Genomic DNA, 23,946 nt, shown 5'->3' with positions numbered 1-23,946 from the left:
AGGAGAAAAAAGTCCCGCTGGTGCCGTTTTTTCTTCAGGGAATCGGCGGGAATCCCGAGCTGATGCAGGCCGATGGCATTCACCCGGCGGTCGCGGCGCAGGGCAAGTTGCTGGAAAATGTCTGGCCTACGCTAAAACCGCTGTTATGACGCTTTTCTAGCGGCAGTCTTTCGGCTAATGTGGCGCCCCCCTGATTTGGAGCCCCCGATGCCGCGTCCTGCCTGGTCCCTGTTTGCCTACCAACTGATCGAGCCTGACGAACAGCTGGATCTGTTCGCCTGCCAGGAAGTCCGGGTGCATCTGGTGACGCGTCAACTGGAGTTGGGCGGCTCGGCCGACCGTACCTTGTGCGGCACTTTGCTGCCGGCACAACCGCGCTGGTCGAGCGTCGACCGGACAGTGTTTCAGGACCAGCGACTGTGCTCGCTGTGCCGGGCGATTCTCGAGTCGCAAAAGCGCGGTACATCGCCGATCTGGCCTGAGTTGCGCTTCGAGCTGTAAAGCCCCCAAAGGGCAGTCCATCGACCCGGCTCCCCGAATTCGGGGGCTTCGGTGTACAATCTTGCCCCCATACCCTCTGTTGATCATACGAAGGATGTTCCGGATGCTGCCGCGCTTTCCTGCCGTCACCCGCTACTTGTCTCTTGCCGCCTTGTGTGTAGCGGGTCCCGTTGCAGCATTGGAGCTGCCTTTGCCGCCTCCGGGCGAAGATATCGTCGGCCAGGTGCAAACGATCAAAGCCAAGTACGAAGACACCTTTGCCGATCTGGGCACCACCTACGATCTGGGCTACCTGGAAATGGTCGCCGCCAACCCGGGCGTCGATCCGTGGTTGCCGGGTGCCGGTACCGAAGTCGTATTGCCAACGCGCTTCATCCTGCCACCAGGCCCGCGTGAAGGCATCGTGATCAACCTGGCCGAGTATCGCCTCTACTACTACCCGAAAGGCCGGAACGTGGTGTACACCTTCCCGCTGGGTATCGGTCGTGAAGGCTGGGGCTCGCCAATCGCCCACACCAGCATCACTGCCAAAACACCGAACCCGACCTGGACCCCTCCTGCCTCGATCAAGGCCGAGCACGCCGCCGATGGCGATCCACTGCCAAACGTCGTGCCAGCCGGTCCGGACAACCCTCTGGGGCCGTTCAAGTTCACGTTGGGCACTCCGGGCTACCTGATTCACGGTTCTAACAAGAAGTTCGGCATCGGCATGCGCACCAGCCATGGCTGCTTCCGCATGTTCAACAACAACGTGCTGGAAATGGCCGGCATGGTGCCGGTAGGGACGTCGGTACGGATCCTCAACGACCCGTACAAGTTCGGCATGAGTGGCGGCAAGGTTTACCTGGAAGCGCATACGCCGCTGGACGACACTGGCAACCCGTCGGTGGTCGACAAGCACACCGCGGTGATCAACGCGATGCTCAAGCGTGAGGACATCACCAACAACCTGCGCATGAACTGGGATGTGGTGCGCGACGTGGTCGCCGCTGAAGATGGCATGCCGGTGGAAATCGCCGTACCGAATACCTCCACGCCTGTGGCGTCGGCTGTACCGATCGACCTGCAGTAACGCTTCAAACGACCCGCCGAGGCCTCATGGCGTCGGTGGGTTTTTTATTGCCCTCGGTAAAGCCCGGGCAAAAAAAAGCCGACCCAAAAAATGGATCGGCTTGATAACAATCCCGAAGGACTATTACTTGCGGCTAGCTTTGTCCAGCATGCGCAGAGCACGCTCGTTAGCTTCGTCAGCAGTCTGTTGTGCTTTTTGAGCAGCAGCCAGAGCTTCATCAGCTTTACGGTAGGCTTCGTCTGCACGAGCCTGGGAGCGAGCTGCTGCGTCTTCAGTAGCAGTCAGACGTGCTTCGGTTTCTTTCGATACGCTGCTGCAACCGGTAGCCAGAACTGCGGCCAGAGCCAGAGCAGAGAATTTCAGAACGTTGTTCATCGTGTTCCCCTTCAAGGACTTTCTATTAAGTAGCTGTCTCCTCAGAGTGAGGAAATAGCCGGCGTACATACTACCCATTACTTGTAGTAAGTAAACTGACGTAGCGCAAGAAGCAAAAAAAATTGTAGGCGCGGAATCTTTTTCGAGCAACTTTTAATCGTGTTGTATAAAAAATACTCAGCTGGGAAGCCCGTCCTGAGCGACCTGCTGGTATAGCTGACTGACGTATACGACTGTTTCACGCTCTAGAGCCAAAGTCGCTCTATATCGATTCGTCTACACTTTTGTTCAGAATTTGCGGAGCGGCTCACGCCTCTTTCGGGCATGTAGAGGTGACTTTAACAAGCCGGGCTCGTCTTAAGTCTCAACATCCGGCAATGTTCAGGCTATCGACCAGGGGAGGTGTTTGGTCGAGCCGCTGCTACGTGCCCTGCGCTGAACCGGCGCAATCGACGTGATGACAAGTGCGCCTTGAGCATTTCAGCCTTTGGTGCCTACTATTCGAAATGTGTCCGGTTGCGCGAGATGGGTGCAGTTCTTCTCGGTGTCCAAACAGACACGGGGTGGCGTAGAGGTTCCTTCGCCGGGAAAACATCGGTAAGGTAGGGGTCAGTTCAAGACCCGCGAGGAGTAGTGATGAGCGAGGCGTTGTCCATCCACCATGACCAGGCTGGTCATCAGTTCGAGACCAATGTGGACGGTCATCGTGCCTACCTGACCTATATGGATCTGGGGAAACAGACCTTGGATATCTATCGTACTTTCGTGCCCAACGCGTTGCGTGGTCGCGGTATTGCGGCGGCGTTGACCGAACAGGCGCTGCAGTACGCCGAGGAAATGGGCTACACAGTCATTCCGTCGTGCTCCTACGTGGAGCGCTACATGGAGCGTCACCAGCGGCACGCGGCCAAGCTCTGATCAGGATTACCGAATAAAAAAACGCCGGGCTTAGCCCGGCGTTTTTGTGTGCGCTGAATACGCTCAGGTACGCTGACGTTTGGGCAGCACATCCTTGAGCTTGGCATGCATGCTGCGCAAGGTTTTTTCGGTGGCGGTCCAATCGATGCAGGCATCGGTGATCGACACGCCGTATTGCAACTCGGCGAGGTCTTTCGGAATCGCCTGGCAGCCCCAGTTCAAATGGCTTTCGACCATCAGGCCGATGATCGACTGGTTGCCTTCGAGGATCTGGTTGGCCACGTTTTCCATCACCAGCGGTTGCAGCGCCGGGTCCTTGTTGGAGTTGGCGTGGCTGCAGTCGACCATGATGTTCGGCTTGATCTTCGCCTTGTTCAGCGCTTGCTCGCAGAGCGCGACGCTGACCGAATCGTAGTTCGGTTTGCCGTTGCCACCGCGCAGTACCACGTGACCATAGGCATTGCCTTTGGTGGTGACGATCGACACGCCACCTTCCTGGTTGATCCCCAGGAAGCGGTGCGGGCTGGAAACCGATTGCAGGGCGTTGATGGCAACCGTCAGGCCACCGTCGGTGCCGTTCTTGAAGCCCACAGCCGAAGAAAGGCCCGAAGCCATTTCACGGTGAGTCTGGGATTCGGTGGTGCGCGCGCCAATCGCTGACCAGCTGATCAGGTCCTGCAGGTACTGAGGCGAGATCGGGTCAAGGGCTTCGGTTGCCGTCGGCAGGCCCATCTCGGCCAGGTCCAGCAGCAACTGACGACCAATGTGCAGGCCGTCCTGAATCTTGAACGAGTCATCCAGGTACGGGTCGTTGATCAGGCCTTTCCAGCCGACGGTGGTCCGTGGCTTCTCGAAATAGACCCGCATGACCAGATACAGGGTATCGGACACTTCAGCGGCGAGTACCTTGAGGCGCTCGGCATATTCGTGTGCAGCCTTGATGTCGTGGATCGAGCAAGGCCCGATAACGACGAACAGGCGGTGGTCGGTGCCATCCAGGATATTGCGAATGACTTCGCGGCCCTTGGTCACGGTGCGCAGGGCAGCATCGCTCAGAGGGATATCACGCTTGAGCTGGTCAGGAGTGATCAGCGTCTCGTTGGAGGCGACGTTTAGGTCATTGATCGGTAAATCAGCCATCGTGTTACTCGTCAGGTCACGGGTGCCGGCCGCCAGCGATCCCCGCGCGGCGGAGCACAGCATGATTTAAGCGCAGCGGGGAGCCGAACCTTAGCGCGTTACGCGGTGGCTCGACAATGGGCAGGCGCGGGTTTAATCCAGCGCTTACTGCGCAAAGGCCTGTCGGACAGTCTCGTGGGAGTACTCGGTGGCATGCTGGTCGAGCCATTTGAGGGCTAGCGCCTCGACGCCTTGCTGTTCAACCTGGGGCTTTTGCTGACGGCAAAAACGTTCGATCTGGCAGACTTGCTCGCCCATTCGGGCTTTAAACAGGGTCTGTTCGTCGATGAACGCGATGCCGACCAGATAACCGTGCTTTCGTCGCAGGCACCAAGCTACATAGCCCAGATAACAGACATTTTCGCTCAGGGTCGGCATTCGCACTTCCAGTGCCGTTCCTTTGCGCCAGGCGCGGTGGTAATTGCAAGCCACGCCTCCGAGACTGATAGTGTGCAGTTCTTGCCGAGAAATACACTGATGCTTGCGCAACGTTAACTCGACAGGCACATCGTCAGGATGAGGAATAAAGCGCCCCATGAACACAGACTCCAAGTGTCGGTCATTCGACAGTGCTTCTCCCAGTATAGTGGTCGAATGCGAGCTGACTGATTTCGATGCTGACCAGCGGCTGCTGGCGATGAGCGGTGTCTCTCTGGTGGTTTTCACCAGCGTTGGCTGTTCCAGTTGCCGCTGGGCCCGTCAGCAGTTACCGGAGCTTGACCTTGAAGTCGATCAGCTGTGCTGGATCGACGCGGGGAACAACGGTGGCGCGGTAGAGCGTTATCAGGTCTTTCATTTGCCCGCGCTGTTTGTCGTGCGCGATGGCGAGTTTTATGGGGCGCTACAGTCGCGCCTGGCCCGCACCGAACTGAATGCTGCGCTGGGGCAGGCGCTGAATCGAAATCCAGAGGAGTTGCCATGACGGGCACAGCAGTTGAAAAACCGAGGATCGGCATTATCGGCACCGGAGCAATCGGTGGCTTTTACGGCGTAATGCTGGCGCGGGCCGGGTTCGATGTGCACTTTCTGTTGCGCAGCGAGTTTTCAGCGGTCGCCGAGCGCGGCCTGCAACTCAACAGCGCGCCCTATGGTGCGTTGACCTTGAATCCGGTTCAGGCGTATTCGTCGGCCGACGATATGCCGCTGTGCGACTGGTTGCTGGTCGGCGCGAAAACCACCAGCAACGCCGAGCTTGCACCGGCGATCATCAAGGCCGCGGCGCCGGGGGCGAAGGTCCTGTTGCTGCAAAATGGCCTGGATGTCGAAGACAGCCTGCGCGATCTGTTACCCGACTCACTGCACCTGCTGGGTGGGCTGTGCTTTATCTGCGTGCATCGCTCGGGTCCCGGAGTGATCGAGCACCAGGCGCTCGGTGCGGTGAACGTGGGTTATCACAGTGGACCGGCGCTTGATGACGAGACGGCGCGTCAGGCGATTGTCGAACAGGGGGCGGGGCTGTTTCGTACCGCTGGTCTTGAATCGCAGGCGATGACCAACCTTCAGCAGGCGCGCTGGCAAAAACTGGTCTGGAATGTTCCGTACAACGGTTTATCGGTTTTGCTCGGTGCGAGCACGACACCGCTGATGGCCGATGACAGCAGTCGTGAACTGATTCAGGCGTTGATGGCCGAAGTGGTGCAAGGCGCACTTGCCTGTGGCCACAGCATGCCGCCGGGGTATGCCGAACACCTGTTCAAGGTCACCGAAAAAATGCCCGACTACTGGCCGAGCATGTACCACGATTACCAGCATAAACGGCCACTGGAACTGGCAGCGATTTATGCGCGGCCATTGGCCGCAGCCAAGGCCGCCGGTTGCGAGTTGCCGAAAATCGAGGCTTTGTATCAGGCCTTGAGTTTTGTCGATCGGCATAACGGTTAAGTCGTTTCACCTGGGGGGAGCAGCATGGCAAAAGGGATAGGCGACAAACTGGTGCTGGCGATTTCGTCGCGGGCGCTGTTCGACCTGAGCGAAAGCCACAAGCTCTATCTGGCGAGCGGCGTCGAGGCTTATCGTCAGTATCAGATCGAGCACGAAGACGAAATCCTCGAGCCGGGCGATGCGTTCCCCCTGGTGCAAAAACTGTTGAACCTCAATGCCAGCCTCGGTCGGGCGCGGGTCGAGGTGGTGCTGGTGTCGCGCAATAGTGCAGACACCGGCCTGCGAGTCTTCAACTCGATTCACCATTACGGCCTGACGATTTCCCGCGCTGCGTTTGTCGGCGGGCGCAGTCCGTATCCGTACTTGAAGGCCTTCGGCTGCGATCTGTTTCTCTCCACCCACGCCGATGACGTACGCAGCGCCCTCGATGCCGGCTTCGCTGCGGCGACGATCCTGTCGGGTGGTGCGAGTCGCGCCGCCAGCGAAGAGTTGCGCATCGCCTTCGACGGCGACGCTGTGCTGTTTTCCGATGAGTCGGAGCGGGTTTATCAGTCGGGTGGCCTCGAGGCCTTTCAGGCCAACGAGCGCGAAGCCGCTCGCGAGCCGTTGCGCGGAGGGCCCTTCAAAGGTTTTCTGGCAGCGCTCAATTTGTTGCAGCGCGAGTTTCCTGATGACAGCTGCCCGATCCGTACCGCACTGGTGACCGCGCGTTCGGCACCCGCTCACGAGCGCGTCATCCGTACCTTGCGCGAGTGGGATATCCGACTCGACGAATCGCTGTTTCTCGGCGGGCTGGCGAAATCGGCGTTTCTTGAAGCCTTCGCCGCCGACGTATTTTTCGACGATCAGGCAGGCCACTGCGAGTTGGCCCGTGAGGTGGTCGCCACCGGTCACGTCCCTCATGGCATCAGCAATGAACTGAAGGTTTAAGCCTAATGTTCAACGCCTTGCGCAGGATGTCGTACTCGCTGTGGCACTGCTAAGCTGAATCAATCGCCGCCATCTCGGCATTCGAGGAGGTCATATGATTCATTCGATGCTGTATGCCACTGACCTCGGCCTCTACGCACCCTTTGTGATGCAGCACGCGTTGGCATTGGCACGAACATTCAAAGCCGATCTGTATGTGGTGCATGCAGTTGAGCCCATGGGGCTTTTTGCCGAATCGGTGTTGCAGAGCTATCTCGATGAGCAAGCCTTGAATGAATTTCACAGTCAGGGTTTGAACACGGTGATGGCCAATATCGAGCAGCGGGTATTCGACAGCTTTCGCGAAGAGTTGGGGGAGGGGCAGCAGGACCTGGAGCTGATTCAATCGGTCAGAGTATTTCAGGGTGACCCGTCGCAGGTCATTCTTGATCAGGCACAGAAACTCTCGGTGGATTTGTTGATCCTAGGAAGTCACAGCCATGGGGCCGGTGGAGAAACACCGTTGGGACGGACTGCTGCGCGTGTGCTGCAGTTGTCACACGTGCCGGTTTACCTGGTGCCATTGTCGCAGCGTCGGCGTCACGGCGATATTTAAGGCGAGAATGCTGGCCTTTTGATGAAAAAGTTCTAGATTTATTCTTCAAACCATTAATATAGTTATATACCGTCGCTGATGCCCGTGGCGTCTATCTGCTTTGAGGGATTCATATGAAGCTTCAACAATTGCGCTACATCTGGGAAGTGGCGCACCACGACCTCAACGTTTCCGCTACTGCTCAAAGCCTGTACACCTCGCAGCCGGGCATCAGCAAGCAGATCCGTCTGTTGGAAGACGAGTTGGGTGTCGAGGTTTTCGCGCGCAGCGGCAAACACCTGACCCGAGTGACCCCGGCCGGTGAGCGAATCATCACCACGGCTGGCGAAATTCTGCGCAAGGTCGAAAGCATCAAGCAGATCGCTCAGGAGTTCTCAAACGAGAAGAAAGGCACCCTGTCGATTGCCACCACCCACACCCAGGCGCGTTATGCACTGCCACCGGTGATCAGCAATTTCATCAAGCAATACCCGGACGTTGCCCTGCACATGCACCAGGGTTCGCCGATGCAGATCGCCGAAATGGCCGCTGACGGCACCGTTGATTTTGCCATCGCCACTGAAGCGCTGGAGCTGTTCGGCGACCTGGTGATGATGCCGTGCTACCGCTGGAACCGCTGCGTTGTCGTGCCGCAAGGTCACCCGCTGACCAAGCTGCCGAAGCTGACCCTCGAAGCCCTGGCTGAATACCCGATCGTGACGTACGTGTTCGGTTTCACCGGTCGTTCGAAACTCGACGAAGCCTTCAGCCATCGCGGCCTGACCCCGAAAGTGGTGTTCACCGCCGCCGACGCCGACGTGATCAAGACTTATGTTCGCTTGGGTCTGGGTGTCGGGATCGTGGCGAAAATGGCCGTCGATACCAAACTCGACAACGACCTGGTGGTGCTCGACGCCAGCGAACTGTTCGAATCCAGCGTGACCAAAATCGGTTTCCGTCGCGGGACGTTCCTGCGTGGCTTCATGTGCGACTTCATCGAGAAGTTCGCCCCGCACCTGACTCGCGAAGTCATGGCCAAAGCCATCCAGTGCCACAACAAGCAGGAACTGGAAGAGCTGTTCGACGGTGTTGAACTACCAGTTCACTAAGTCCGCTAGACGACCTCGGTGACAGCGAACTGTTGCCGAGCGCCCGCCACCACGATCTCCACCTCATCACCCTCGAACTTGCCCAGCAGACTTTTGCCCAGCGGTGAGCGCGGGGTGATGACGGTAATCAGTTGCCCCACCAGATCAACCTTCAAGCCGGCCGCATCAGGCGCCAGGAACAGCCACTGTTCGCGTCCTTTTTCGTCTTCCAGGCCTAACAGCGCACCGACTTCAATCCCGCGCTGATCGTCATAAGAGCGCAGTGTCAGGTTCTGGCACAGCACCAGTGACTGGCGGATTTCCTCCACCCGTTTGGCTTGTCCGGCTGCCAGATAAGACGCTTCCAGTCCCAGGGTGTCGTACTTGTTCTCGGCGATGTTTTCTTCGTGGGTCGCGGTTTCGTATGCGGTTTGCGCTGCACGCTCGGCGATGTCGAGATCGACCGTAAGCTTTTCCAGGATCAGCTGGTGGACCGTGTGTTTGTTCATGATCAATCGCAGAATTGTTGGACGTTGGCGCGGCTTTTTTCGGTGGGCGCGGTTTGGTCTTGCTGTAGCCAGAACTGGCATTTCGGGTTGGACAGGTTGCGGGTATTGCTGCGTGCCTGATCGAGCGTTTGCTGTTGTGCCTGTTTGCGCAGGTTTTCCTTGTACTGCTCGAACATCGGATTCTCGGGTGCCGGTTCAACCGCCGCAGGCTTGGGTTGAGTCAGTTGGTGCGCTGCGTCGGCAAACGAAGCAAGTTGTTCGCTGAACAGCAGTTTCGACACCAGCCAGCAGGTCAGCGCAATGGCCAAAAAACCCAGCCACAATCCCACGGCGATGCTGGCAATCAGTTGCAATGGACTGAGTGTGATGGACATCGTGCGGCGAACGTGTGGACGGTAGGGCATGGCTGCCTCCTGGCGAGGGTTGTGGGCTGCGGCGATTGTCGCATGAAGATTAATCGGCGTCGGCTCTTCTGCGCGCAACGATTTATGCGGACAATTGAGGTCTTTGCCCCACGGAGCCTGGAATGAAAGTCGACTGGGATATTTTCTGCACGGTCGTCGACAACTACGGCGACATCGGCGTGACCTGGCGCCTGGCCAGGCAGTTAGTGGCCGAGCATCACTGCGCGGTACGGCTGTGGGTCGATGACCTGCGGGCGTTCGAACGCTTGTGCCCGGAGCTCGATATCAGTGCTGCCCGGCAGTGGCAGCAAGGCGTCGAAGTCTGCCATTGGCCGGCCGACTGGGCGCCGACAGAGGCCGCCGATGTGGTGATCGCGGCGTTTGCCTGTCAGTTGCCGCATGCCTATATGGAGGCAATGGCGGCGCGCGAAAAGGCTCCGCTGTGGATGAACCTCGATTATTTGAGCGCCGAAGACTGGATCGTCGGCTGTCATGGCTTGCCGTCGGTGAAGTACAAGCAGGTGCAGAAGTACTTCTTCTTCCCGGGGTTTCAGGCCGGTACTGGCGGCTTGCTGCGTGAGCGCGGGTTGCTGGAGCGGCGCGAGCAGTTTCAACGCAGCGCTGAGGCTCAGCGCGAATTCCTGCAAGGGCTGGGCGTCGATCGCGCCGACGGCGCACGGCTGATTTCGTTGTTTGCCTACGAGAATGCCGGATTGGCCGATTGGCTGGACGTCATGGCGGGTGACGTTCATGCCACTCATCTGCTGGTGCCCGAGGGTCGGATCCTGGGCGACGTTGAGCGCTGGCTGGGCGTTGAAGGGCTTGGTGTCGGCGCATTACAGGTGCGCGGTGCGTTGACCGTGCAGGTGTTGCCATTCGTCCGGCAGGATCAATACGACCTGCTGCTGTGGAGTTGTGATTTCAACGCCGTGCGTGGGGAGGACTCGTTCGTCCGCGCGCAATGGGCGGCCCGGCCAATGCTGTGGCATATTTATCAACAGGAAGAAGATGTCCACCTGGACAAACTCGAAGCCTTTCTGACGCTGTACACCGCAGGCCTTTCACCGGCGGCAAAAGCGGCACTCGTCGGGTTATGGCGAGCCTGGAACACGGGCGCAGGAATGGCCCAGGCATGGGTTGCGACACAGGAACACTGGCCGGAACTGCAAAAACACGCCCAGGCGTGGTGTCTGGAACAGGCTTTGCAGGCCGATCTTGCTTCGGCGCTGGTGCAGTTTTACCTAAATTGGATATGATACGCGGCCTAGATTTTTGTAAATCCCATCCAAATTCGGATATTCGCAATGAAAACTGGTAAAGAACTGAAACCCGGTACGGTGATCCGTCTCGAAAACGACCCTTGGCTGGTTCAGAAAGCTGAATTCACCAAGTCCGGTCGTAACAGCGCGATCATGAAGACCAAGCTGAAAAACCTGCTGACCGGTTACAAGACCGAGATCGTTTACAGCGCTGACGACAAACTGGACGACGTAATCCTCGACCGCAAAGAAGCGACCCTGTCGTTCATCAGCGGCGACACCTACACGTTCATGGACACCACCGACTACACCATGTACGAGCTGAACGCTGAAGACATCGAAGCTGTTCTGCCTTTCGTTGAAGAAGGCATGACCGATGTTTGCGAAGCGATCTTCTTCGAAGAGCGTCTGGTTTCCGTAGAACTGCCGACCACTATCGTGCGTCAGGTTGACTACACCGAAGGTTCCGCTCGCGGCGACACTTCCGGCAAGGTGATGAAGCCTGCCAAACTGAAGAACGGTACCGAGCTGTCGGTTGCTGACTTCATCGAAATCGGCGACATGATCGAGATCGATACCCGCGAAGGCGGTTCTTACAAAGGCCGCGCTAAGTAAGCGCAGTTTTTGCAGGAAAGAAAAAGCCCGACCATTGAGTCGGGCTTTTTTGTGCGCGTCTGTCGGGTGCGAACACTCAGACAGTCACGTGCAGGCGAACGTCTACGTTGCCGCGAGTGGCGTTGGAGTAAGGGCAGACCTGGTGCGCAGCGTCGACCAGCGATTGCGCGTCGGCCTGTTCCAGGCCCGGCAGGCTGACATGCAGGTCGATGTCCAGACCGAAGCCGCCAGGGATCTGACCAATGCCGACATGGGCGGTGATCGAGGCGTCATCGGGGATTTTGCGCTTGGTCTGGCTGGCGACGAATTTCAGCGCGCCGATGAAGCAAGCCGAGTAACCGGCCGCGAACAGTTGCTCAGGGTTGGTCGCTGCACCGCCGGCACCGCCAAGTTCTTTTGGCGTGGCGAGTTTCACGTCGAGGATGTTGTCGCTGGAAACGGCGTGACCATCACGACCACCGGTAGCGGTTGCAACTGCGGTATAGAGAGTTTGCATGGTTTGAGCCTCGTTCGGGTTTGATTTTGCGCTAAAGGTTTGCGCGCTAAGTAATTGCGAAATAAATGTAGCTCGCGAATGTTTTGCGCGCAAGGTAAATTTTTAAAATTTTGCCGCGCAAAAAATGTGGGAGCGAGCTTGCTCGCGAAAGCGGACTCACATTCAACATTGATGTTGGCTGACAGACCGTATTCGCGAGCAAGCTCGCTCCCACAGGGGATGTTTGGTGGTTTGAGGGTTAGAGGCTGTCTTGCAGATGACTGCGCAGGTTCTGCAGATCGGCCTGCAGTTTGCGCATCTGCTCCAGGGTCTGGCCGCTGGCGCCGAGGATGCACGGCGGAACCTCCCGGGCTTTTTCCCGCAGGGCGCGACCTTGTTCGGTCAGCTCGACAATCACCACGCGTTCATCTTCGCGGCTGCGGGTACGGCTCAGCAGGCCTTCGGCCTCCAGGCGTTTGAGCAGCGGCGTCAGGGAGCCGGGATCGGTCAGCAGGCGCGTGCTGATTTCGCCGACGGTCAGCCCATCGCGTTCCCACAGCACCATCATTGCCAGGTATTGCGGATAGGTCAGGCCCAGCGCTTGCAGCAAGGGTTTGTAGACCTTGGTCATCAGCAGTGACGTTGAGTGCAGGGCAAAGCACAGCTGGTTATCCAGCAGCAGGTTGTCGCAGTTGTCCGGGGTGTTGCGTTGGGTGCTCATGTCTAAACCTTGATCATTCATCGCCATGAATTTAGCGGTCGAGTCTTTAATGCGCCAGATAATTTTTGGTTTAGGATGCGAGGCCTGATTTGAGAGGGAGTCGTCAGTGATTGAGTTAGTGATGTATCTGGTGCTCGGCGCTGCGCTGGGCACTGTAGGCGGTGTGTTCGGGATTGGCGGTGGTTTGATCGCGATTCCGGCGTTGGGCGTGTTGTTCGGCCTGGACCAGCAAATTGCCCAGGGCACGGCGCTGGTCATGGTGGTGCCGAATGTGATGCTGGCGCTGTGGCGTTATCACCAGCGCAATCGCATCGAACTGCGCCACGCGTTGCCGCTGGCCTCGATGGGCTTCTGCTTTGCCTGGATCGGCTCGATCTGGGCGGTGGGCATTGATGCACAGCTGATGCGCATCGGTTTTGTAGCGTTCCTGATCGCCTTGTCGGTCTACAACCTGTTGCGCATGTTCATGGCCACTGCGCCGGCAGCCTCACAGATGCGTTACTCGTGGCCTTGGCTGGGCGTGTTGGGCGCAGTGTCGGGGACCATGGGCGGGTTGTTCGGTGTGGGCGGTGCGGTGGTGGCGACGCCGGTCCTCACCAGCCTGTTCGGCACCACGCAAGTGGTGGCTCAAGGACTGTCACTGGCGCTGGCCTTGCCCAGCACCGGCGTCACGCTGGTGACTTATGCGGTCCATCATCAAGTGAACTGGAGCATCGCGCTGCCAATGGCCGTCGGCGGTTTACTGAGCATCAGTTGGGGCGTGAAAATCGCCCACGCCATGCCGGAGCGTTTGCTGCGCGGGTTGTTCTGCGCCTTTCTGGTGCTCTGCGCGGTGATGCTCGCCTTTAAAGTTTGAAACCTTCGACAATGTGCTCCGCCAGGCATTCGGTGATGGGCGAAGGGTTGTTCAGGTTGCGCACCAGCATGATGCTGGCTTCGGGCAACAGGGGCAGGCCTTCAGCCTCGCCAAGGATGCGCATGTCCTGGGTGATCAGGCTTTCCAGTTGCGCGGTGACCGCCAGCCCGGCGCTGACCACCGCCATGATCGCCGACAGGCTCGAACTGTTGTAGGCGATCCGGTACTCGCGCCCGGAAGCGTCCAGCGCATTGCAGGCCCAGATCCTGCAAAAACAATCACTATTGAACATCGCCAGGGGCAATGGTGTTTGCTCGTTGGGGCTGAAGCACTGCGCCTGCGCCCAGACAAATCGCTCCTTGCGCAGCAACTGGCCGATCTCGCTGCCGGGTTCACGGGTGACGATCGACAGGTCCAGGTCCTGACGCAGCAGTAACTGTTTGGATGACTCGCAATGGACTTCGATCTGGATCAGCGGATAGGCCTGGGCAAAGCGCGAAAGGATGCCCGGCAGGAAGCGCATGACATAGTCATCCGGGGTGCCGATGCGCACCGTGCCGACCATGTGCGGCTCACGCAGGGTGTTGAACACTTCGCTGTGGAGTTTCAGGATTCGCCGGGCATAACCGAGCAGCACCTGACCCTCGGCGGTCAGCTTCACCTGACGGCCGTCGCGCTGAAACAACTGGCGTTGCAGCACGTCCTCTTCCAGCCGTTTCATCTGCATGCTCACCGCCGATTGCGTGCGATTCACCAACTCGCCAGCGCGAGTGAAACCACCTTGGTCGGCAATGGCAACGAAGGTGCGCAGGACTTCCGTATCGATACTCGGGTAGTGGCTCAATTCATCAATCTCCGAGATGTATTGCATAAGAAACATTCGTTGGATTGATCTTAGCTCCGGCGCGAGACTTCAGTCATCTACAACGGAGGGCAAGATGATGAAAGGTCAAAAAGGTTATGTGCTGGTTGGAAAGTTTCACGGGTTTTCTCTGGGCCATTGGCTGGAAAAAATCCTCCGCTGGCATGAACTCCAGCGTGAACGCGCTTTGCTGGCCAGCATGAGTGACGAGGCACTCAAGGATATCGGTATCAGCCGCGCCGATGTCGAACATGAAGTCGTCCGGCCATTTTGGGATGACCCAATGCACAAATGAGTACCGAACCGCTACACAAGCAGCTTCACACTGAGGTAGTTTGCGAGCAGACAAGGAGATGCACATGCCCGCTGAACTGTCCTTATCCCTCAAACAGGCTCGGCGTCTGGCACTGGCCGCCCAGGGTTTCACCGGGCGCCAGCCGCCAGCGGCGATCAAGCCCGTTCAGCTCAACCGCCTGATCGAACGCTTGGGCATTCTGCAAATCGATTCGGTCAACGCACTGGTGCGCTCGCACTATCTTCCGCTGTTCTCGCGTCTTGGCAATTACTCCACCGACTTGCTCGACCAGGCCGCCTGGAGCCAGGGCCGGCGGCGTACGTTGTTCGAGTATTGGGGGCATGAAGCGTCGTTGTTGCCGCTGTCGATGTATCCCTTGATGCGTTGGCGCATGCAGCGCGCGGCGCAAGGCGAGGGGATCTATCAGCAGCTGGCGCGTTTCGGTCGCGAACAGCAAGAGACGATTCGCCGTGTGCTGGCTTCGGTCCAGGAGTTGGGCGCGCTGGGTGCCGGGAGTTTGTCGACGCGCCAGGAACGGGCCGGTCCATGGTGGGATTGGAGCGCTGAAAAGCATGCACTGGAATGGTTGTTCGCTGCCGGCGAAGTGACTGTGGCGGGGCGTCGCGGCTTCGAGCGTCTTTACGACTTGCCGGAACGGGTGATCCCCGAGTCAACTCTCAAGCAACCGCTGCTCGGCGAAACCGAGGCACAACGCGGATTGCTGTTGCATGCAGCCAATGCGTTGGGTGTCGGCACGGAAAAGGATCTGCGCGATTATTTTCGTTTGAGCCTGGCTGAGTGCCGCAACGGTCTGGCTGAGCTGGTTGAAAATGGCCAGTTGCTGGTGTGCGGGGTGCAAGGCTGGAAGCAGCCGGCGTACTGTCTGCCGGAGCCAAAAGTGCCGCGCAAGGTCGAAGCCAGTGCGTTGCTTTCGCCGTTTGATTCGTTGATCTGGGAGCGTAGTCGAACCGAGCGGCTGTTCGATTTTCGTTATCGGCTGGAAATCTACACGCCACCCGGCAAACGGGTTTACGGCTATTACGTGCTGCCGTTTTTGCACAACGAACGGATTGCCGCGCGGGTCGATCTTCGAGCGGAGCGGGCGTTGGGTCGGTTGGCGGTGCATGCGGTGCACGAAGAGGAACAAGGTTTGGATGAGCTGGGGATGCAGGCGTTGGCGGCGAATCTGCGGCAGATGGCCGATTGGCTGGGGTTGGAACAGATTCAGCTCAATTGTCCGCGGGCCAGTGCGGCGCGGTTGCGGGTGGCGTTGATGCAGATTGGCGGTGCCTGATCTGACGCCATCGCGAGCAAGCTCGCTCCCACAGTTGACCAAGTGAATCGCAAATTTGCGACCAACATAGATCGAATGTGGGAGCGAGCTTGCTCGCGATGGCGGTGTGCCAAACAACACAAGGCTTACTGACTCAGCGCTTTACTTGCTTCAGGGTTTCAGCAATCAAGAACGCCAGTTCCAGCGACTGATCGGCATTCATCCGCGGGTCGCAATGGGTATGGTAACGGTCCGACAAACCATCTTCGGTGATCGGCCGTGCACCGCCGATGCATTCGGTGACGTTCTGCCCGGTCATCTCGATATGGATGCCGCCGGCATAGGTGCCTTCCGCTTCGTGAACCTGGAAGAACTGCTTCACCTCGCCGAGGATCTGCGCAAAATCCCGGGTCTTGTAACCGCTGCTGGCCTTGATGGTGTTGCCGTGCATCGGGTCGGAACTCCAGAGCACTTTCTTGCCTTCGCGTTCGACCGCACGAATCAGCTGTGGCAGATGGTCGCCAACCTTGTTCGCGCCCATGCGCGCGATCAGGTTCAGGCGGCCTGGATCGTTGTCGGGGTTGAGCACATCGATCAGGCGAATCAGTTCTTCGGTGTTCATGGACGGGCCGACCTTGACCCCGATCGGGTTGTTCACCCCGCGCAGGAACTCGACATGAGCGCCGTCGAGCTGACGCGTGCGATCGCCGATCCACAGCATGTGCGCCGAGCAATCGTAGTAATCGTTGGTCAGGCTGTCGCGGCGTACGAAGGCTTCTTCGTAGTTCAACAGCAGCGCCTCGTGGGCGGTGAAGAAACTGGTTTCGCGCAGTTGCGGCGAGCTGTCCATGCCGCAGGCGCGCATGAACGCCAGGGTTTCATCGATACGGTCGGCCAGGTGGCTGTACTTTTCGGCCAGCGCCGAGTTGGCGATGAAGTCCAGGTTCCATTTATGCACTTGATGCAAGTCGGCAAAACCGCCCTGGGCAAAGGCCCGCAGCAGGTTCAGGGTCGCCGTGGACTGGTGATAGGACTGCAACAGGCGATCCGGGTCGGGTACGCGGCTTTTTTCGTCGAAACCGATACCGTTGACGATGTCGCCTCGGTAGGCCGGCAAGGTCACGCCGTTGATGGTTTCGTCATTGGCCGAGCGTGGCTTGGCGAACTGCCCGGCCATACGCCCGACTTTTACCACCGGGCAACCGGCGGCGAAGGTCATGACGATCGCCATTTGCAGCAGGACTTTGAAGGTGTCGCGGATTTTCGCCGCCGAAAACTCGGCGAAGCTTTCCGCGCAATCGCCGCCTTGCAGCAGAAACGCTCGGCCCTGGGTCACCTCGGCAAACTGACGGCGCAACTCCCGGGCCTCACCGGCAAACACCAATGGCGGATAACTGGCCAGGCTTTGCTCGACCTGTTGCAAATGCGCAGCGTCAGGGTAGTGGGGTTGTTGCTGGATCGGCAGGGCGCGCCAGCTGTCAGGACTCCAGGGTTGGCTCATCATGAACTCTAATGTTTTACGATCGGACGTTTATGTTACCAGCAATTAGTGCGTGACCTGTTCCCGAAGCTTGGCGGACAATCGCGCCTTTGCCGCACCAAGCGGAACGAATGATTGCGTTGCCGGGGATCAACCCGACAACGACCAGGAGACGAAATGACTGAGGAGCGCGTCGAGCATCTGCTCGCCGAGGTGCACGATGAATTCGGCATGATCCGGGTGCTGGAAGTGGCGGATTATCGGTTTCTCGAATTTGGCGATGCCATTGAGCAGAGCTGCGTGTTCACTGCCGATCCGAGCTGGCTCGAGTACGACTACACCCGTGCGATGCTGATCGGGGCGCTGTGCCATGAACAGCCGGAGAGCGCACTGTTTCTCGGGTTGGGGGCGGGCACCCTGACTCAGGCGTGCCTGAAGTTCCTGCCGCTGGAAGACGTCGAAGCGATCGAGTTGCGCCCGGACGTACCGCGTCTGGCCATCGAGTACCTGGGGCTGGACGACGATCCTCGTCTGTATATCCGTATCGGCGACGCCCTCGAGTTGCTCGAGACGGCTGAGTCGGCGGATCTGATTTTCGTCGACCTTTATACCGATGTCGGGCCGGGTGTCGGTCATTTGGCCTGGGGCTTTCTGGCAAACTGTCAAAAACGCCTGAATCCGGGCGGCTGGCTGGTGATCAATCAATGGGCGACCGATGACGGCAAACCACTGGGTGCGGCATTACTGCGTGGGCTCTATCACCGGCATTATTGGGAGCTGCCGGTGAAGGAGGGCAACGTGATCCTGATCGTGCCAGCCGACCTTGACCAGGAACTGGACATGCAAGGATTGACCGACCGCGCCGAAGCGCTGGCGCCGCGTTTGGGTTATTCGCTGCAGCCGCTGATCAAGGCGATTCGCCCGGCGACCTGAGTTGTCTGTCAGATCGCTATCGCGAGCAAGCTCGCTCCCACAGGGTTTGTGAGCACCAAAAATCCAATGTGGGAGCAAGCTTGCTCGCGATGCCTTTCTAACAGCCAATACACGTTTAAAGCCCTTTGAAGATCCCGGGGCGTTTTTCGATCAACGACCGCACCCCTTCCTTGGCATCTTCACTGTTGAGCAGCTTCTTCACCAGCGGTGGCAAGCTTTGTGCCGCTGCTGTTTCGCCCTCCAGATGAGCCTGGCGTGCGGACTGCAAGGTCGCCTGAACTCCCAGCGGCGCCTGCCTGGCAATGCGCTCTGCCAGCTCGATCGCACGCGGTAACAGGTCTTCGCTGGCCATGACCTCCTGTACCAGCCCCAGACGCAGCGCTTCGTGGGCATCGAACTCATCGCCGGTCAGCAGCCAGCGCATGGCATTGCCCCAGCCGGCTACCTGATGCAGACGCAGGGTTGCCCCGCCAAAGGGGAAGATGCCGCGCTGCACTTCCATTTGCGCAAAACGGGTATTGCTGGCGCAAAGGTTGATATCGGCGGCCAACATCAGTTCGATGCCAATGGTCAGGCAATAGCCCTGGGCCGCAACAATCACCGGTTTGCTGACCCTGGGCCCGACGAACACCCCCCACGGATCGCAACCGCCGGCCGGCGCTTGCCAGCCTTCGGCCAGTGCCGCGCTGACACTCGCCAGGTCCAGCCCGGCGGTAAAGTGCTCGCCATGTCCGAACACCACCGCAACGCGGGCCTCGCTGTCGGCTTCGAACTCGCCATAGGCCAGGCTAAGTGCGTTGAGCAGATCGAGGTCAAACGCATTGCGCTTGGCCACACGGTCCAGCCCGATCAACAGGACATGTCCGCGTCGTTCACGGCTGACGCGACTGCAATCAGGTTGATTCATGGGGTATTTCCTCGGGCGGGGAAGGGGGCTCAGACCGAAGGTCATGGCCTGAAAGATGAACCGTTTAAGTGTCATGACCAACAGGGCCGGGCTTTTGAAAAATAGACCGTTGCACGATTATCCGCAAAGCCTGTGACACAACGGTGTATGCCCGGTTTTTCCGACAAATAAAGCTCCCTTTTTTGGCGAATTCCGGTATAGTGCGCGCCGGTCTTTAGCCAGGCCGCGTTTAGGTAGCGCAATTCCCCGAAGTCAGCTTCGGCTGCACGTCCGCACAGCGGACTCTTCCTTGACGAATCTTTTTCATTCATTCGTTTTCGCAAATCCCCGCCGACAAAGCAGCCAGGGCGACTCTTGAGTCTTACACGGCATGCGCAGCTTTGGAGCATGGGTCTTTGCGGATGCACTTAGAGGCAGACCCATGACCCAGGAAACCGGCGGCTTCGCCGCTTTTAACCTTAATCCGAATATTCTTGCAGCCGTCATCGCGACTGGCTACGAAGAGCCTTCGGCTATTCAGCAGCAATCGATCCCGATCATCATGGCCGGTCACGACATGATTGGTCAGGCGCAAACCGGTACGGGTAAAACCGCTGCGTTCGCCCTGCCGATCCTGCACCGCATCGATCCTGCTAAGCGCGAACCGCAAGCCCTGATCCTGGCGCCAACCCGTGAGTTGGCGCTGCAAGTAGCAACCGCTTTCGAAACCTACGCCAAGCAAATGCCAGGCGTTACCGTTGTGGCCGTTTACGGCGGCGCGCCTATGGGCCCGCAACTGAAAGCAATCCGTAATGGCGCACAGATCGTTGTCGCCACTCCGGGCCGTCTGTGCGACCACCTGCGTCGTGACGAAAAAGTATTGGCGACCGTGAACCACCTGGTTCTCGACGAAGCTGACGAAATGCTCAAACTGGGCTTCATGGACGACCTGGAAGTTATCTTCAAGGCCTTGCCGGCAACCCGTCAGACCGTATTGTTCTCGGCTACCCTGCCGCAGTCGATCCGTGCCATCGCCGAGCGTCATCTGCGTGATCCGCAGCACGTGAAGATCCAGACCAAGACTCAGACCGTTACCGCGATCGAACAGGCTCACCTGTTGGTTCACGCTGACCAGAAGACCTCGGCTGTATTGAGCCTGCTGGAAGTGGAAGACTTCGACGCGCTGATCATGTTCGTGCGTACCAAGCAAGCGACCCTGGACCTGGCCAGCGCCCTGGAAGCCAAAGGCTACAAAGCCGCTGCGCTGAACGGTGACATTGCCCAGAACCAGCGTGAGCGCGTGATCGAATCCCTCAAGGATGGCCGTCTGGACATCGTTGTGGCGACCGACGTTGCTGCTCGTGGTCTGGACGTTCCGCGTATCACTCACGTTTTCAACGTTGATATGCCGTACGACCCAGAGTCCTACGTTCACCGTATCGGCCGTACTGGCCGTGCCGGTCGCGAAGGTCGTGCACTGCTGCTGGTGACTCCACGTGAGCGCCGCATGCTGCAAGTGATCGAGCGTGTAACCGGTCAAAAGGTTGCTGAAGTTCGCCTGCCGGACGCTCAAGCCGTTCTCGATGCACGCATCAAGAAACTGACCAACAGCCTGTCGCCGCTGGTTGGCGATGCCGAATCGACTCACGGTGATCTGCTGGATCGTCTGACTGCCGACATCGGTTGCACTCCGCGTGCACTGGCTGCTGCTCTGCTGCGCAAGGCTACCAACGCTCAGGCGCTGACCCTGGCTGCCATCGAGAAAGAACGTCCACTGGTGCCGAACAATGCACCGCGTGGCGATCGTCCAGAGCGTACCGGTGATCGTCCGGACCGTGGTGACCGTGAGCGTCGCGCTCCGATCCCATTGGCTGAAGGCCGTGCTCGTTGCCGTACCGCGCTGGGTGCGCGTGATGGTATCGCTGCCAAGAACCTGCTGGGCGCCATCCTCAACGAAGGTGGTCTGGCTCGTGAAGCAATCGGTCGTATCCAGGTGCGTGACAGCTTCAGCCTGGTCGAGTTGCCGGAAGATGGTCTGGAGCGTCTGCTGACCAAACTGAAGGACACTCGCGTTGCCGGTAAGCAGCTGAAACTGCGTCGCTATCGCGAAGATTGATCCGCTCTCGGGCTGATTGATCGCACATAAAAAATCCCCGACTGGTTCGGGGATTTTTTTTGCCTGCAGTTTTGTGTCTGGCCTCTTGAGCGGAGTCGCGCCCATCGCGAGCAAGCTCGCTCCCACAGGTGTCGTAGATCAAATGTGGGAGCGAGCTTGCTCGCGATGGGCGCGACTCGGTGTATCGGTCAGCCGAAACGATAGATGTCCATCCCCAGCGCACCCATGGTGAACCCCTGGTGGGCGATGCTGAAATCGCCACCGGCGCCGCGGGCGAAGTACAGCGGCAGCAAATGCTCGTCGCTCGGATGGCTGCGCACGGCATTCGGGGCTTGTTGGCGATAATCGTGCAGCGCGGCTTCATCGTTTGCGGCGAGCTTTTCAATGATCCAGTCGCGAAAGGCCTTGGCCCAGGGCTCGACGCTTTCCGGGCCGGCATGCCAGTCCAGTTCGCGCAGGTTGTGGGTGATGCTGCCGGAGCCAATCAACAGCACGCCTTGCTCGCGCAGACTGGACAGTGCGTGACCGACACGGGTTTGCAGGGCTGGGCCAAGACGACTGGGCAGCGACACCTGCACCACCGGAATGTCGGCCCGCGGATACATCAGGGACAGTGGAACCCAAACACCATGATCGAACGGGCGCTGGTTATCGAGCTGTGCCGGCAAGCCATCAGCCTTGAGTAATTCGGCGACCTGAGCCGCGAGCTCGGGCTGACCGGGTGCGGGGTATTGCACCGCGAACAGCGCAGCAGGAAATCCGCCGAAGTCGTGCCAGGTTTCCGGTTGCTCAGCGCTGCCGACGCGCAGGTCCTGGCTTTCCCAGTGTGCGGAAACGATCACGATGGCTTTGGGTTTTGGCAGTTCGCTGGCCAGGCGTGCGAGCGCCGGGCCACTGGCACCGGGCTCCAGTGCCAGCATGGGTGAACCGTGAGAGATAAACAGGCTGGGGAACATGAATAAGGTCCTGAGCGTTAAGATAGGAACATCTTCAGTCAGATCATTGATCTAAATCTAATATAAGTTTTAGGGCATATAGATCGAATTATCAGGGGGATTTATGCAGCCGGAGTTTTGGCAAAAGCGTTGGGAGCTCAATCAGATCGGTTTCCATCAGTCAGAGGTCAATCCTTATTTGCAGCAATACTGGCCGCAATTGAATCTGACAAAGGGCTCGCAGGTGTTGGTGCCGCTCTGTGGGAAAAGTCTTGATCTCGTGTGGCTGGCCGGGCAGGGGCACCGGGTGTTGGGTGTCGAGTTGTCGGAAAAAGCCGTGGAGGAATTTTTTCGTGAGCAGCAACTGACACCGCAGATTACCGAGCAGGGTGCGTTCAAGGTCTACCAGGCGGGGTCCCTGGCGTTGTGGTGCGGAGATTTTTTCGGCCTGACCGCAGACGATGTGACCGATTGTGTAGCCGTCTATGACCGGGCGGCGCTGATTGCCTTGCCACCGCCCATGCGCGAACAGTACGCCGCTCACTTGAGCCGGATTTTGCCGTCAGCCTGTGAAGGCTTGTTGATTACGATGGACTACGATCAGGCGCAGTTGGCCGGGCCGCCCTTTGCCGTGCCGGATGAAAACGTGCAGGCGTTGTTGGGCGGTCGTTGGCAGCTTGATTTCTGTGAGGTGCGGGACATTCTGGGGGAGAGCTGGAAGTTCCTCCAGGCGGGCGTTACGCGCCTTGAGGAGCGGGTATACAGATTGATGGCTCGCTAAACAGCAAAAGATCGGCATAAAAAAAGGGGCGATCAGATCGCCCCTTTCGTATTACCGCAGAACCTCTCAGCCGCGACGACGCAAGGCGTCGATACGCTCTTCCAGTGGCGGGTGGCTCATGAACATGCGAGCGAACCCTTGCTTGATGCCACCGTTGATGCCGAAGGCATTCAGGGTGTCCGGCATGTGCACCGGCAGACCCTGTTCCGAGCGCAGGCGCTGCAAGGCACCGATCATGGCGCTGGTACCGGCCAGGCGGGCACCGGCTTCGTCTGCACGGAACTCGCGTTTGCGCGAGAACCACATGACGATCGAGCTGGCCAGGAAGCCCAGTACCAGTTCAGCGAAGATGGTCGCGACATAGTAGGCAATGCCTTGGCCTTCTTCGTTTTTGAAGATCACCTTGTCGACGAAATTACCGATGATCCGTGCGAAGAACATCACGAAGGTGTTCACCACGCCCTGAATCAGCGCCAGCGTCACCATGTCACCATTGGCCACGTGACCGATTTCGTGGGCCAGAACGGCTTTGACTTCATCGGGCGAGAAACGCTCGAGCAAGCCCTGGCTGACCGCGACCAGCGCGTCGTTCTTGTTCCAGCCAGTGGCGAAGGCGTTAGCCTCGTACGCCGGGAAAATCCCGACTTCGGGCATCTTGATTCCGGCTTCGCGGGACAGTTGCTCGACGGTTTGCAGCAGCCATTGTTCATGGCGAGTGCGCGGCTGGCTGATGATTTGGGTGCTGGTGCTCATCTTCGCCATCCACTTGGAGATGAACAGCGAGAACAGCGAGCCGGCGAAACCAAAGACCGCACAGAAAATCAGCAGCTGATTGAGGTTGAGATCAACCCCGTTGGCCGCCATGAACCCGTTGAAGCCGAAAAGGCTCAGGGTGATGCTGGCAATCAGCACGACCGCCAGGTTAGTGGCCAAAAACAGCAGGATGCGCATCATGGTTGTAGAAATCTCCTCGTGCTAAATATGTAGCGTACTGCGGGGTATATAAGGTGCCGCACCAGGCTATTCAA

General features: G+C 58.6%; 28 protein-coding genes and 1 pseudogene. 17 read left to right on the top strand and 12 right to left on the bottom strand.

Annotated features, from left to right (window positions below):
- The 3 genes and pseudogenes from AC1DIG_RS26035 to AC1DIG_RS26025 form a co-directional block, all read left to right on the top strand.
- A pseudogene (locus tag AC1DIG_RS26035) lies at nucleotides 1–149 on the top strand (arylesterase); the annotation flags it as partial.
- Between the two features lie 58 nt (nucleotides 150–207).
- On the top strand, nucleotides 208–501 hold the full coding sequence (locus tag AC1DIG_RS26030) for a hypothetical protein (RefSeq protein ID WP_019692935.1): 294 nt from the start codon (nucleotides 208–210) through the stop codon (nucleotides 499–501).
- A gap of 103 nt (nucleotides 502–604) precedes the next feature.
- Complete coding sequence (locus AC1DIG_RS26025; protein WP_477769603.1) at nucleotides 605–1,573, top strand: L,D-transpeptidase family protein; 969 nt, start codon at nucleotides 605–607, stop codon at nucleotides 1,571–1,573.
- Nucleotides 1,574–1,696: 123 nt separating this feature from the next.
- Here the strand turns inward: AC1DIG_RS26025 and oprI are convergent, their stop codons facing one another.
- Nucleotides 1,697–1,948, bottom strand: a complete 252-nt coding sequence (gene oprI / locus AC1DIG_RS26020) for an outer membrane lipoprotei OprI (RefSeq protein WP_002553018.1) — start codon at nucleotides 1,946–1,948, stop codon at nucleotides 1,697–1,699.
- A 636-nt stretch (nucleotides 1,949–2,584) separates the two neighbouring features.
- Here oprI and AC1DIG_RS26015 point away from each other — a divergent pair.
- Nucleotides 2,585–2,866: a GNAT family N-acetyltransferase gene (locus tag AC1DIG_RS26015; protein WP_019692933.1), complete on the top strand. Its 282-nt coding sequence runs from the start codon at nucleotides 2,585–2,587 to the stop codon at nucleotides 2,864–2,866.
- 63 nt (nucleotides 2,867–2,929) lie between these two features.
- On the opposite strand, the gene AC1DIG_RS26010 is transcribed toward AC1DIG_RS26015, so the two are convergent.
- Nucleotides 2,930–4,006 (bottom strand): 3-deoxy-7-phosphoheptulonate synthase, encoded by a 1,077-nt coding sequence (locus tag AC1DIG_RS26010; RefSeq protein WP_427543492.1) that lies wholly within the window; start codon nucleotides 4,004–4,006, stop codon nucleotides 2,930–2,932.
- 144 nt (nucleotides 4,007–4,150) lie between these two features.
- A complete protein-coding gene (locus tag AC1DIG_RS26005; RefSeq protein ID WP_477769602.1) occupies nucleotides 4,151–4,582 on the bottom strand; it encodes a PilZ domain-containing protein in 432 nt (143 codons plus the stop codon).
- On the opposite strand from AC1DIG_RS26005, the gene AC1DIG_RS26000 reads away from it, so the two are divergent.
- The 5 genes from AC1DIG_RS26000 to cysB all read left to right on the top strand — a co-directional run bounded on the left by AC1DIG_RS26000 (nucleotide 4,581) and on the right by cysB (nucleotide 8,539).
- Nucleotides 4,581–4,967, top strand: coding sequence for a thioredoxin family protein (locus AC1DIG_RS26000; protein ID WP_477769601.1), 387 nt, complete (start codon nucleotides 4,581–4,583; stop codon nucleotides 4,965–4,967). The genes AC1DIG_RS26005 and AC1DIG_RS26000 overlap by 2 nt on opposite strands.
- Nucleotides 4,964–5,926, top strand: a complete 963-nt coding sequence (locus AC1DIG_RS25995) for a putative 2-dehydropantoate 2-reductase (protein WP_477769600.1) — start codon at nucleotides 4,964–4,966, stop codon at nucleotides 5,924–5,926. The genes AC1DIG_RS26000 and AC1DIG_RS25995 overlap by 4 nt, the downstream gene beginning before the upstream one ends.
- Before the next feature lie 24 nt (nucleotides 5,927–5,950).
- Nucleotides 5,951–6,856: a 5'-nucleotidase gene (locus AC1DIG_RS25990; RefSeq protein ID WP_477769599.1), complete on the top strand. Its 906-nt coding sequence runs from the start codon at nucleotides 5,951–5,953 to the stop codon at nucleotides 6,854–6,856.
- Nucleotides 6,857–6,950: 94 nt separating this feature from the next.
- The gene (locus AC1DIG_RS25985) at nucleotides 6,951–7,451 is read left to right on the top strand and encodes a universal stress protein (RefSeq protein ID WP_054596346.1); all 501 of its coding nucleotides are present in this window, start codon (nucleotides 6,951–6,953) and stop codon (nucleotides 7,449–7,451) included.
- Between the two features lie 113 nt (nucleotides 7,452–7,564).
- Nucleotides 7,565–8,539, top strand: a complete 975-nt coding sequence (gene cysB, locus AC1DIG_RS25980) for an HTH-type transcriptional regulator CysB (RefSeq protein WP_003183769.1) — start codon at nucleotides 7,565–7,567, stop codon at nucleotides 8,537–8,539.
- Between the two features lie 5 nt (nucleotides 8,540–8,544).
- Here cysB and AC1DIG_RS25975 read toward each other — a convergent pair whose 3' ends face one another.
- Nucleotides 8,545–9,027: a GreA/GreB family elongation factor gene (locus tag AC1DIG_RS25975; RefSeq protein WP_477769598.1), complete on the bottom strand. Its 483-nt coding sequence runs from the start codon at nucleotides 9,025–9,027 to the stop codon at nucleotides 8,545–8,547.
- A 2-nt stretch (nucleotides 9,028–9,029) separates the two neighbouring features.
- Nucleotides 9,030–9,431, bottom strand: a complete 402-nt coding sequence (locus AC1DIG_RS25970; protein ID WP_477769597.1) for a hypothetical protein — start codon at nucleotides 9,429–9,431, stop codon at nucleotides 9,030–9,032.
- Nucleotides 9,432–9,553: 122 nt separating this feature from the next.
- On the opposite strand from AC1DIG_RS25970, the gene earP reads away from it, so the two are divergent.
- Both earP and AC1DIG_RS25960 read left to right on the top strand, forming a co-directional pair.
- Nucleotides 9,554–10,687, top strand: a complete 1,134-nt coding sequence (earP, locus tag AC1DIG_RS25965; RefSeq protein WP_477769596.1) for an elongation factor P maturation arginine rhamnosyltransferase EarP — start codon at nucleotides 9,554–9,556, stop codon at nucleotides 10,685–10,687.
- A 48-nt stretch (nucleotides 10,688–10,735) separates the two neighbouring features.
- Nucleotides 10,736–11,305: an elongation factor P gene (locus AC1DIG_RS25960; RefSeq protein WP_007943632.1), complete on the top strand. Its 570-nt coding sequence runs from the start codon at nucleotides 10,736–10,738 to the stop codon at nucleotides 11,303–11,305.
- A 76-nt stretch (nucleotides 11,306–11,381) separates the two neighbouring features.
- Here the strand turns inward: AC1DIG_RS25960 and AC1DIG_RS25955 are convergent, their stop codons facing one another.
- Nucleotides 11,382–11,801 carry an organic hydroperoxide resistance protein gene (locus AC1DIG_RS25955; protein WP_477769595.1) on the bottom strand — a complete coding sequence of 140 codons (420 nt, stop codon included), beginning with the start codon at nucleotides 11,799–11,801 and terminating at the stop codon, nucleotides 11,382–11,384.
- A gap of 238 nt (nucleotides 11,802–12,039) precedes the next feature.
- Nucleotides 12,040–12,501: a MarR family winged helix-turn-helix transcriptional regulator gene (locus tag AC1DIG_RS25950; RefSeq protein WP_477769594.1), complete on the bottom strand. Its 462-nt coding sequence runs from the start codon at nucleotides 12,499–12,501 to the stop codon at nucleotides 12,040–12,042.
- A gap of 121 nt (nucleotides 12,502–12,622) precedes the next feature.
- On the opposite strand from AC1DIG_RS25950, the gene AC1DIG_RS25945 reads away from it, so the two are divergent.
- Nucleotides 12,623–13,357, top strand: a complete 735-nt coding sequence (locus tag AC1DIG_RS25945; protein ID WP_477769607.1) for a sulfite exporter TauE/SafE family protein — start codon at nucleotides 12,623–12,625, stop codon at nucleotides 13,355–13,357.
- On the opposite strand, the gene AC1DIG_RS25940 is transcribed toward AC1DIG_RS25945, so the two are convergent.
- Nucleotides 13,347–14,201 carry a LysR substrate-binding domain-containing protein gene (locus AC1DIG_RS25940; protein ID WP_031319598.1) on the bottom strand — a complete coding sequence of 285 codons (855 nt, stop codon included), beginning with the start codon at nucleotides 14,199–14,201 and terminating at the stop codon, nucleotides 13,347–13,349. The genes AC1DIG_RS25945 and AC1DIG_RS25940 overlap by 11 nt on opposite strands.
- 97 nt (nucleotides 14,202–14,298) lie before the next feature.
- Between AC1DIG_RS25940 and AC1DIG_RS25935 the strand changes: the two genes are divergently transcribed.
- Both AC1DIG_RS25935 and AC1DIG_RS25930 read left to right on the top strand, forming a co-directional pair.
- Nucleotides 14,299–14,514 carry a DUF1127 domain-containing protein gene (locus tag AC1DIG_RS25935; protein WP_477769606.1) on the top strand — a complete coding sequence of 72 codons (216 nt, stop codon included), beginning with the start codon at nucleotides 14,299–14,301 and terminating at the stop codon, nucleotides 14,512–14,514.
- A gap of 64 nt (nucleotides 14,515–14,578) precedes the next feature.
- Nucleotides 14,579–15,808 (top strand): winged helix-turn-helix domain-containing protein, encoded by a 1,230-nt coding sequence (locus AC1DIG_RS25930; protein ID WP_477769593.1) that lies wholly within the window; start codon nucleotides 14,579–14,581, stop codon nucleotides 15,806–15,808.
- A 133-nt stretch (nucleotides 15,809–15,941) separates the two neighbouring features.
- On the opposite strand, the gene AC1DIG_RS25925 is transcribed toward AC1DIG_RS25930, so the two are convergent.
- Entirely contained in the window at nucleotides 15,942–17,288 is a 1,347-nt protein-coding gene (locus tag AC1DIG_RS25925) for a class II 3-deoxy-7-phosphoheptulonate synthase (RefSeq protein ID WP_477769592.1), read from the bottom strand.
- A gap of 156 nt (nucleotides 17,289–17,444) precedes the next feature.
- On the opposite strand from AC1DIG_RS25925, the gene AC1DIG_RS25920 reads away from it, so the two are divergent.
- Nucleotides 17,445–18,200, top strand: a complete 756-nt coding sequence (locus AC1DIG_RS25920) for a spermidine synthase (RefSeq protein ID WP_477769591.1) — start codon at nucleotides 17,445–17,447, stop codon at nucleotides 18,198–18,200.
- Between the two features lie 115 nt (nucleotides 18,201–18,315).
- Here AC1DIG_RS25920 and AC1DIG_RS25915 read toward each other — a convergent pair whose 3' ends face one another.
- Nucleotides 18,316–19,107 carry a crotonase/enoyl-CoA hydratase family protein gene (locus AC1DIG_RS25915; RefSeq protein ID WP_477769590.1) on the bottom strand — a complete coding sequence of 264 codons (792 nt, stop codon included), beginning with the start codon at nucleotides 19,105–19,107 and terminating at the stop codon, nucleotides 18,316–18,318.
- Nucleotides 19,108–19,528: 421 nt separating this feature from the next.
- Between AC1DIG_RS25915 and AC1DIG_RS25910 the strand changes: the two genes are divergently transcribed.
- Nucleotides 19,529–21,202 carry a DEAD/DEAH box helicase gene (locus AC1DIG_RS25910; protein WP_477769589.1) on the top strand — a complete coding sequence of 558 codons (1,674 nt, stop codon included), beginning with the start codon at nucleotides 19,529–19,531 and terminating at the stop codon, nucleotides 21,200–21,202.
- A 188-nt stretch (nucleotides 21,203–21,390) separates the two neighbouring features.
- Here AC1DIG_RS25910 and AC1DIG_RS25905 read toward each other — a convergent pair whose 3' ends face one another.
- On the bottom strand, nucleotides 21,391–22,158 hold the full coding sequence (locus tag AC1DIG_RS25905) for a DODA-type extradiol aromatic ring-opening family dioxygenase (protein WP_477769588.1): 768 nt from the start codon (nucleotides 22,156–22,158) through the stop codon (nucleotides 21,391–21,393).
- A gap of 103 nt (nucleotides 22,159–22,261) precedes the next feature.
- On the opposite strand from AC1DIG_RS25905, the gene AC1DIG_RS25900 reads away from it, so the two are divergent.
- Complete coding sequence (locus AC1DIG_RS25900; RefSeq protein WP_477769587.1) at nucleotides 22,262–22,918, top strand: thiopurine S-methyltransferase; 657 nt, start codon at nucleotides 22,262–22,264, stop codon at nucleotides 22,916–22,918.
- A gap of 66 nt (nucleotides 22,919–22,984) precedes the next feature.
- Here AC1DIG_RS25900 and htpX read toward each other — a convergent pair whose 3' ends face one another.
- A complete protein-coding gene (gene htpX, locus AC1DIG_RS25895; RefSeq protein WP_071554338.1) occupies nucleotides 22,985–23,872 on the bottom strand; it encodes a protease HtpX in 888 nt (295 codons plus the stop codon).
- Nucleotides 23,873–23,946 lie beyond the last annotated feature (74 nt).

The sequence above is a fragment of the Pseudomonas sp. 05N431 genome, from assembly GCF_056397005.1.
The sequence above is the reverse complement of the archived record's forward strand: the minus strand, read 5'-3'. Positions and strand labels throughout refer to the sequence as shown.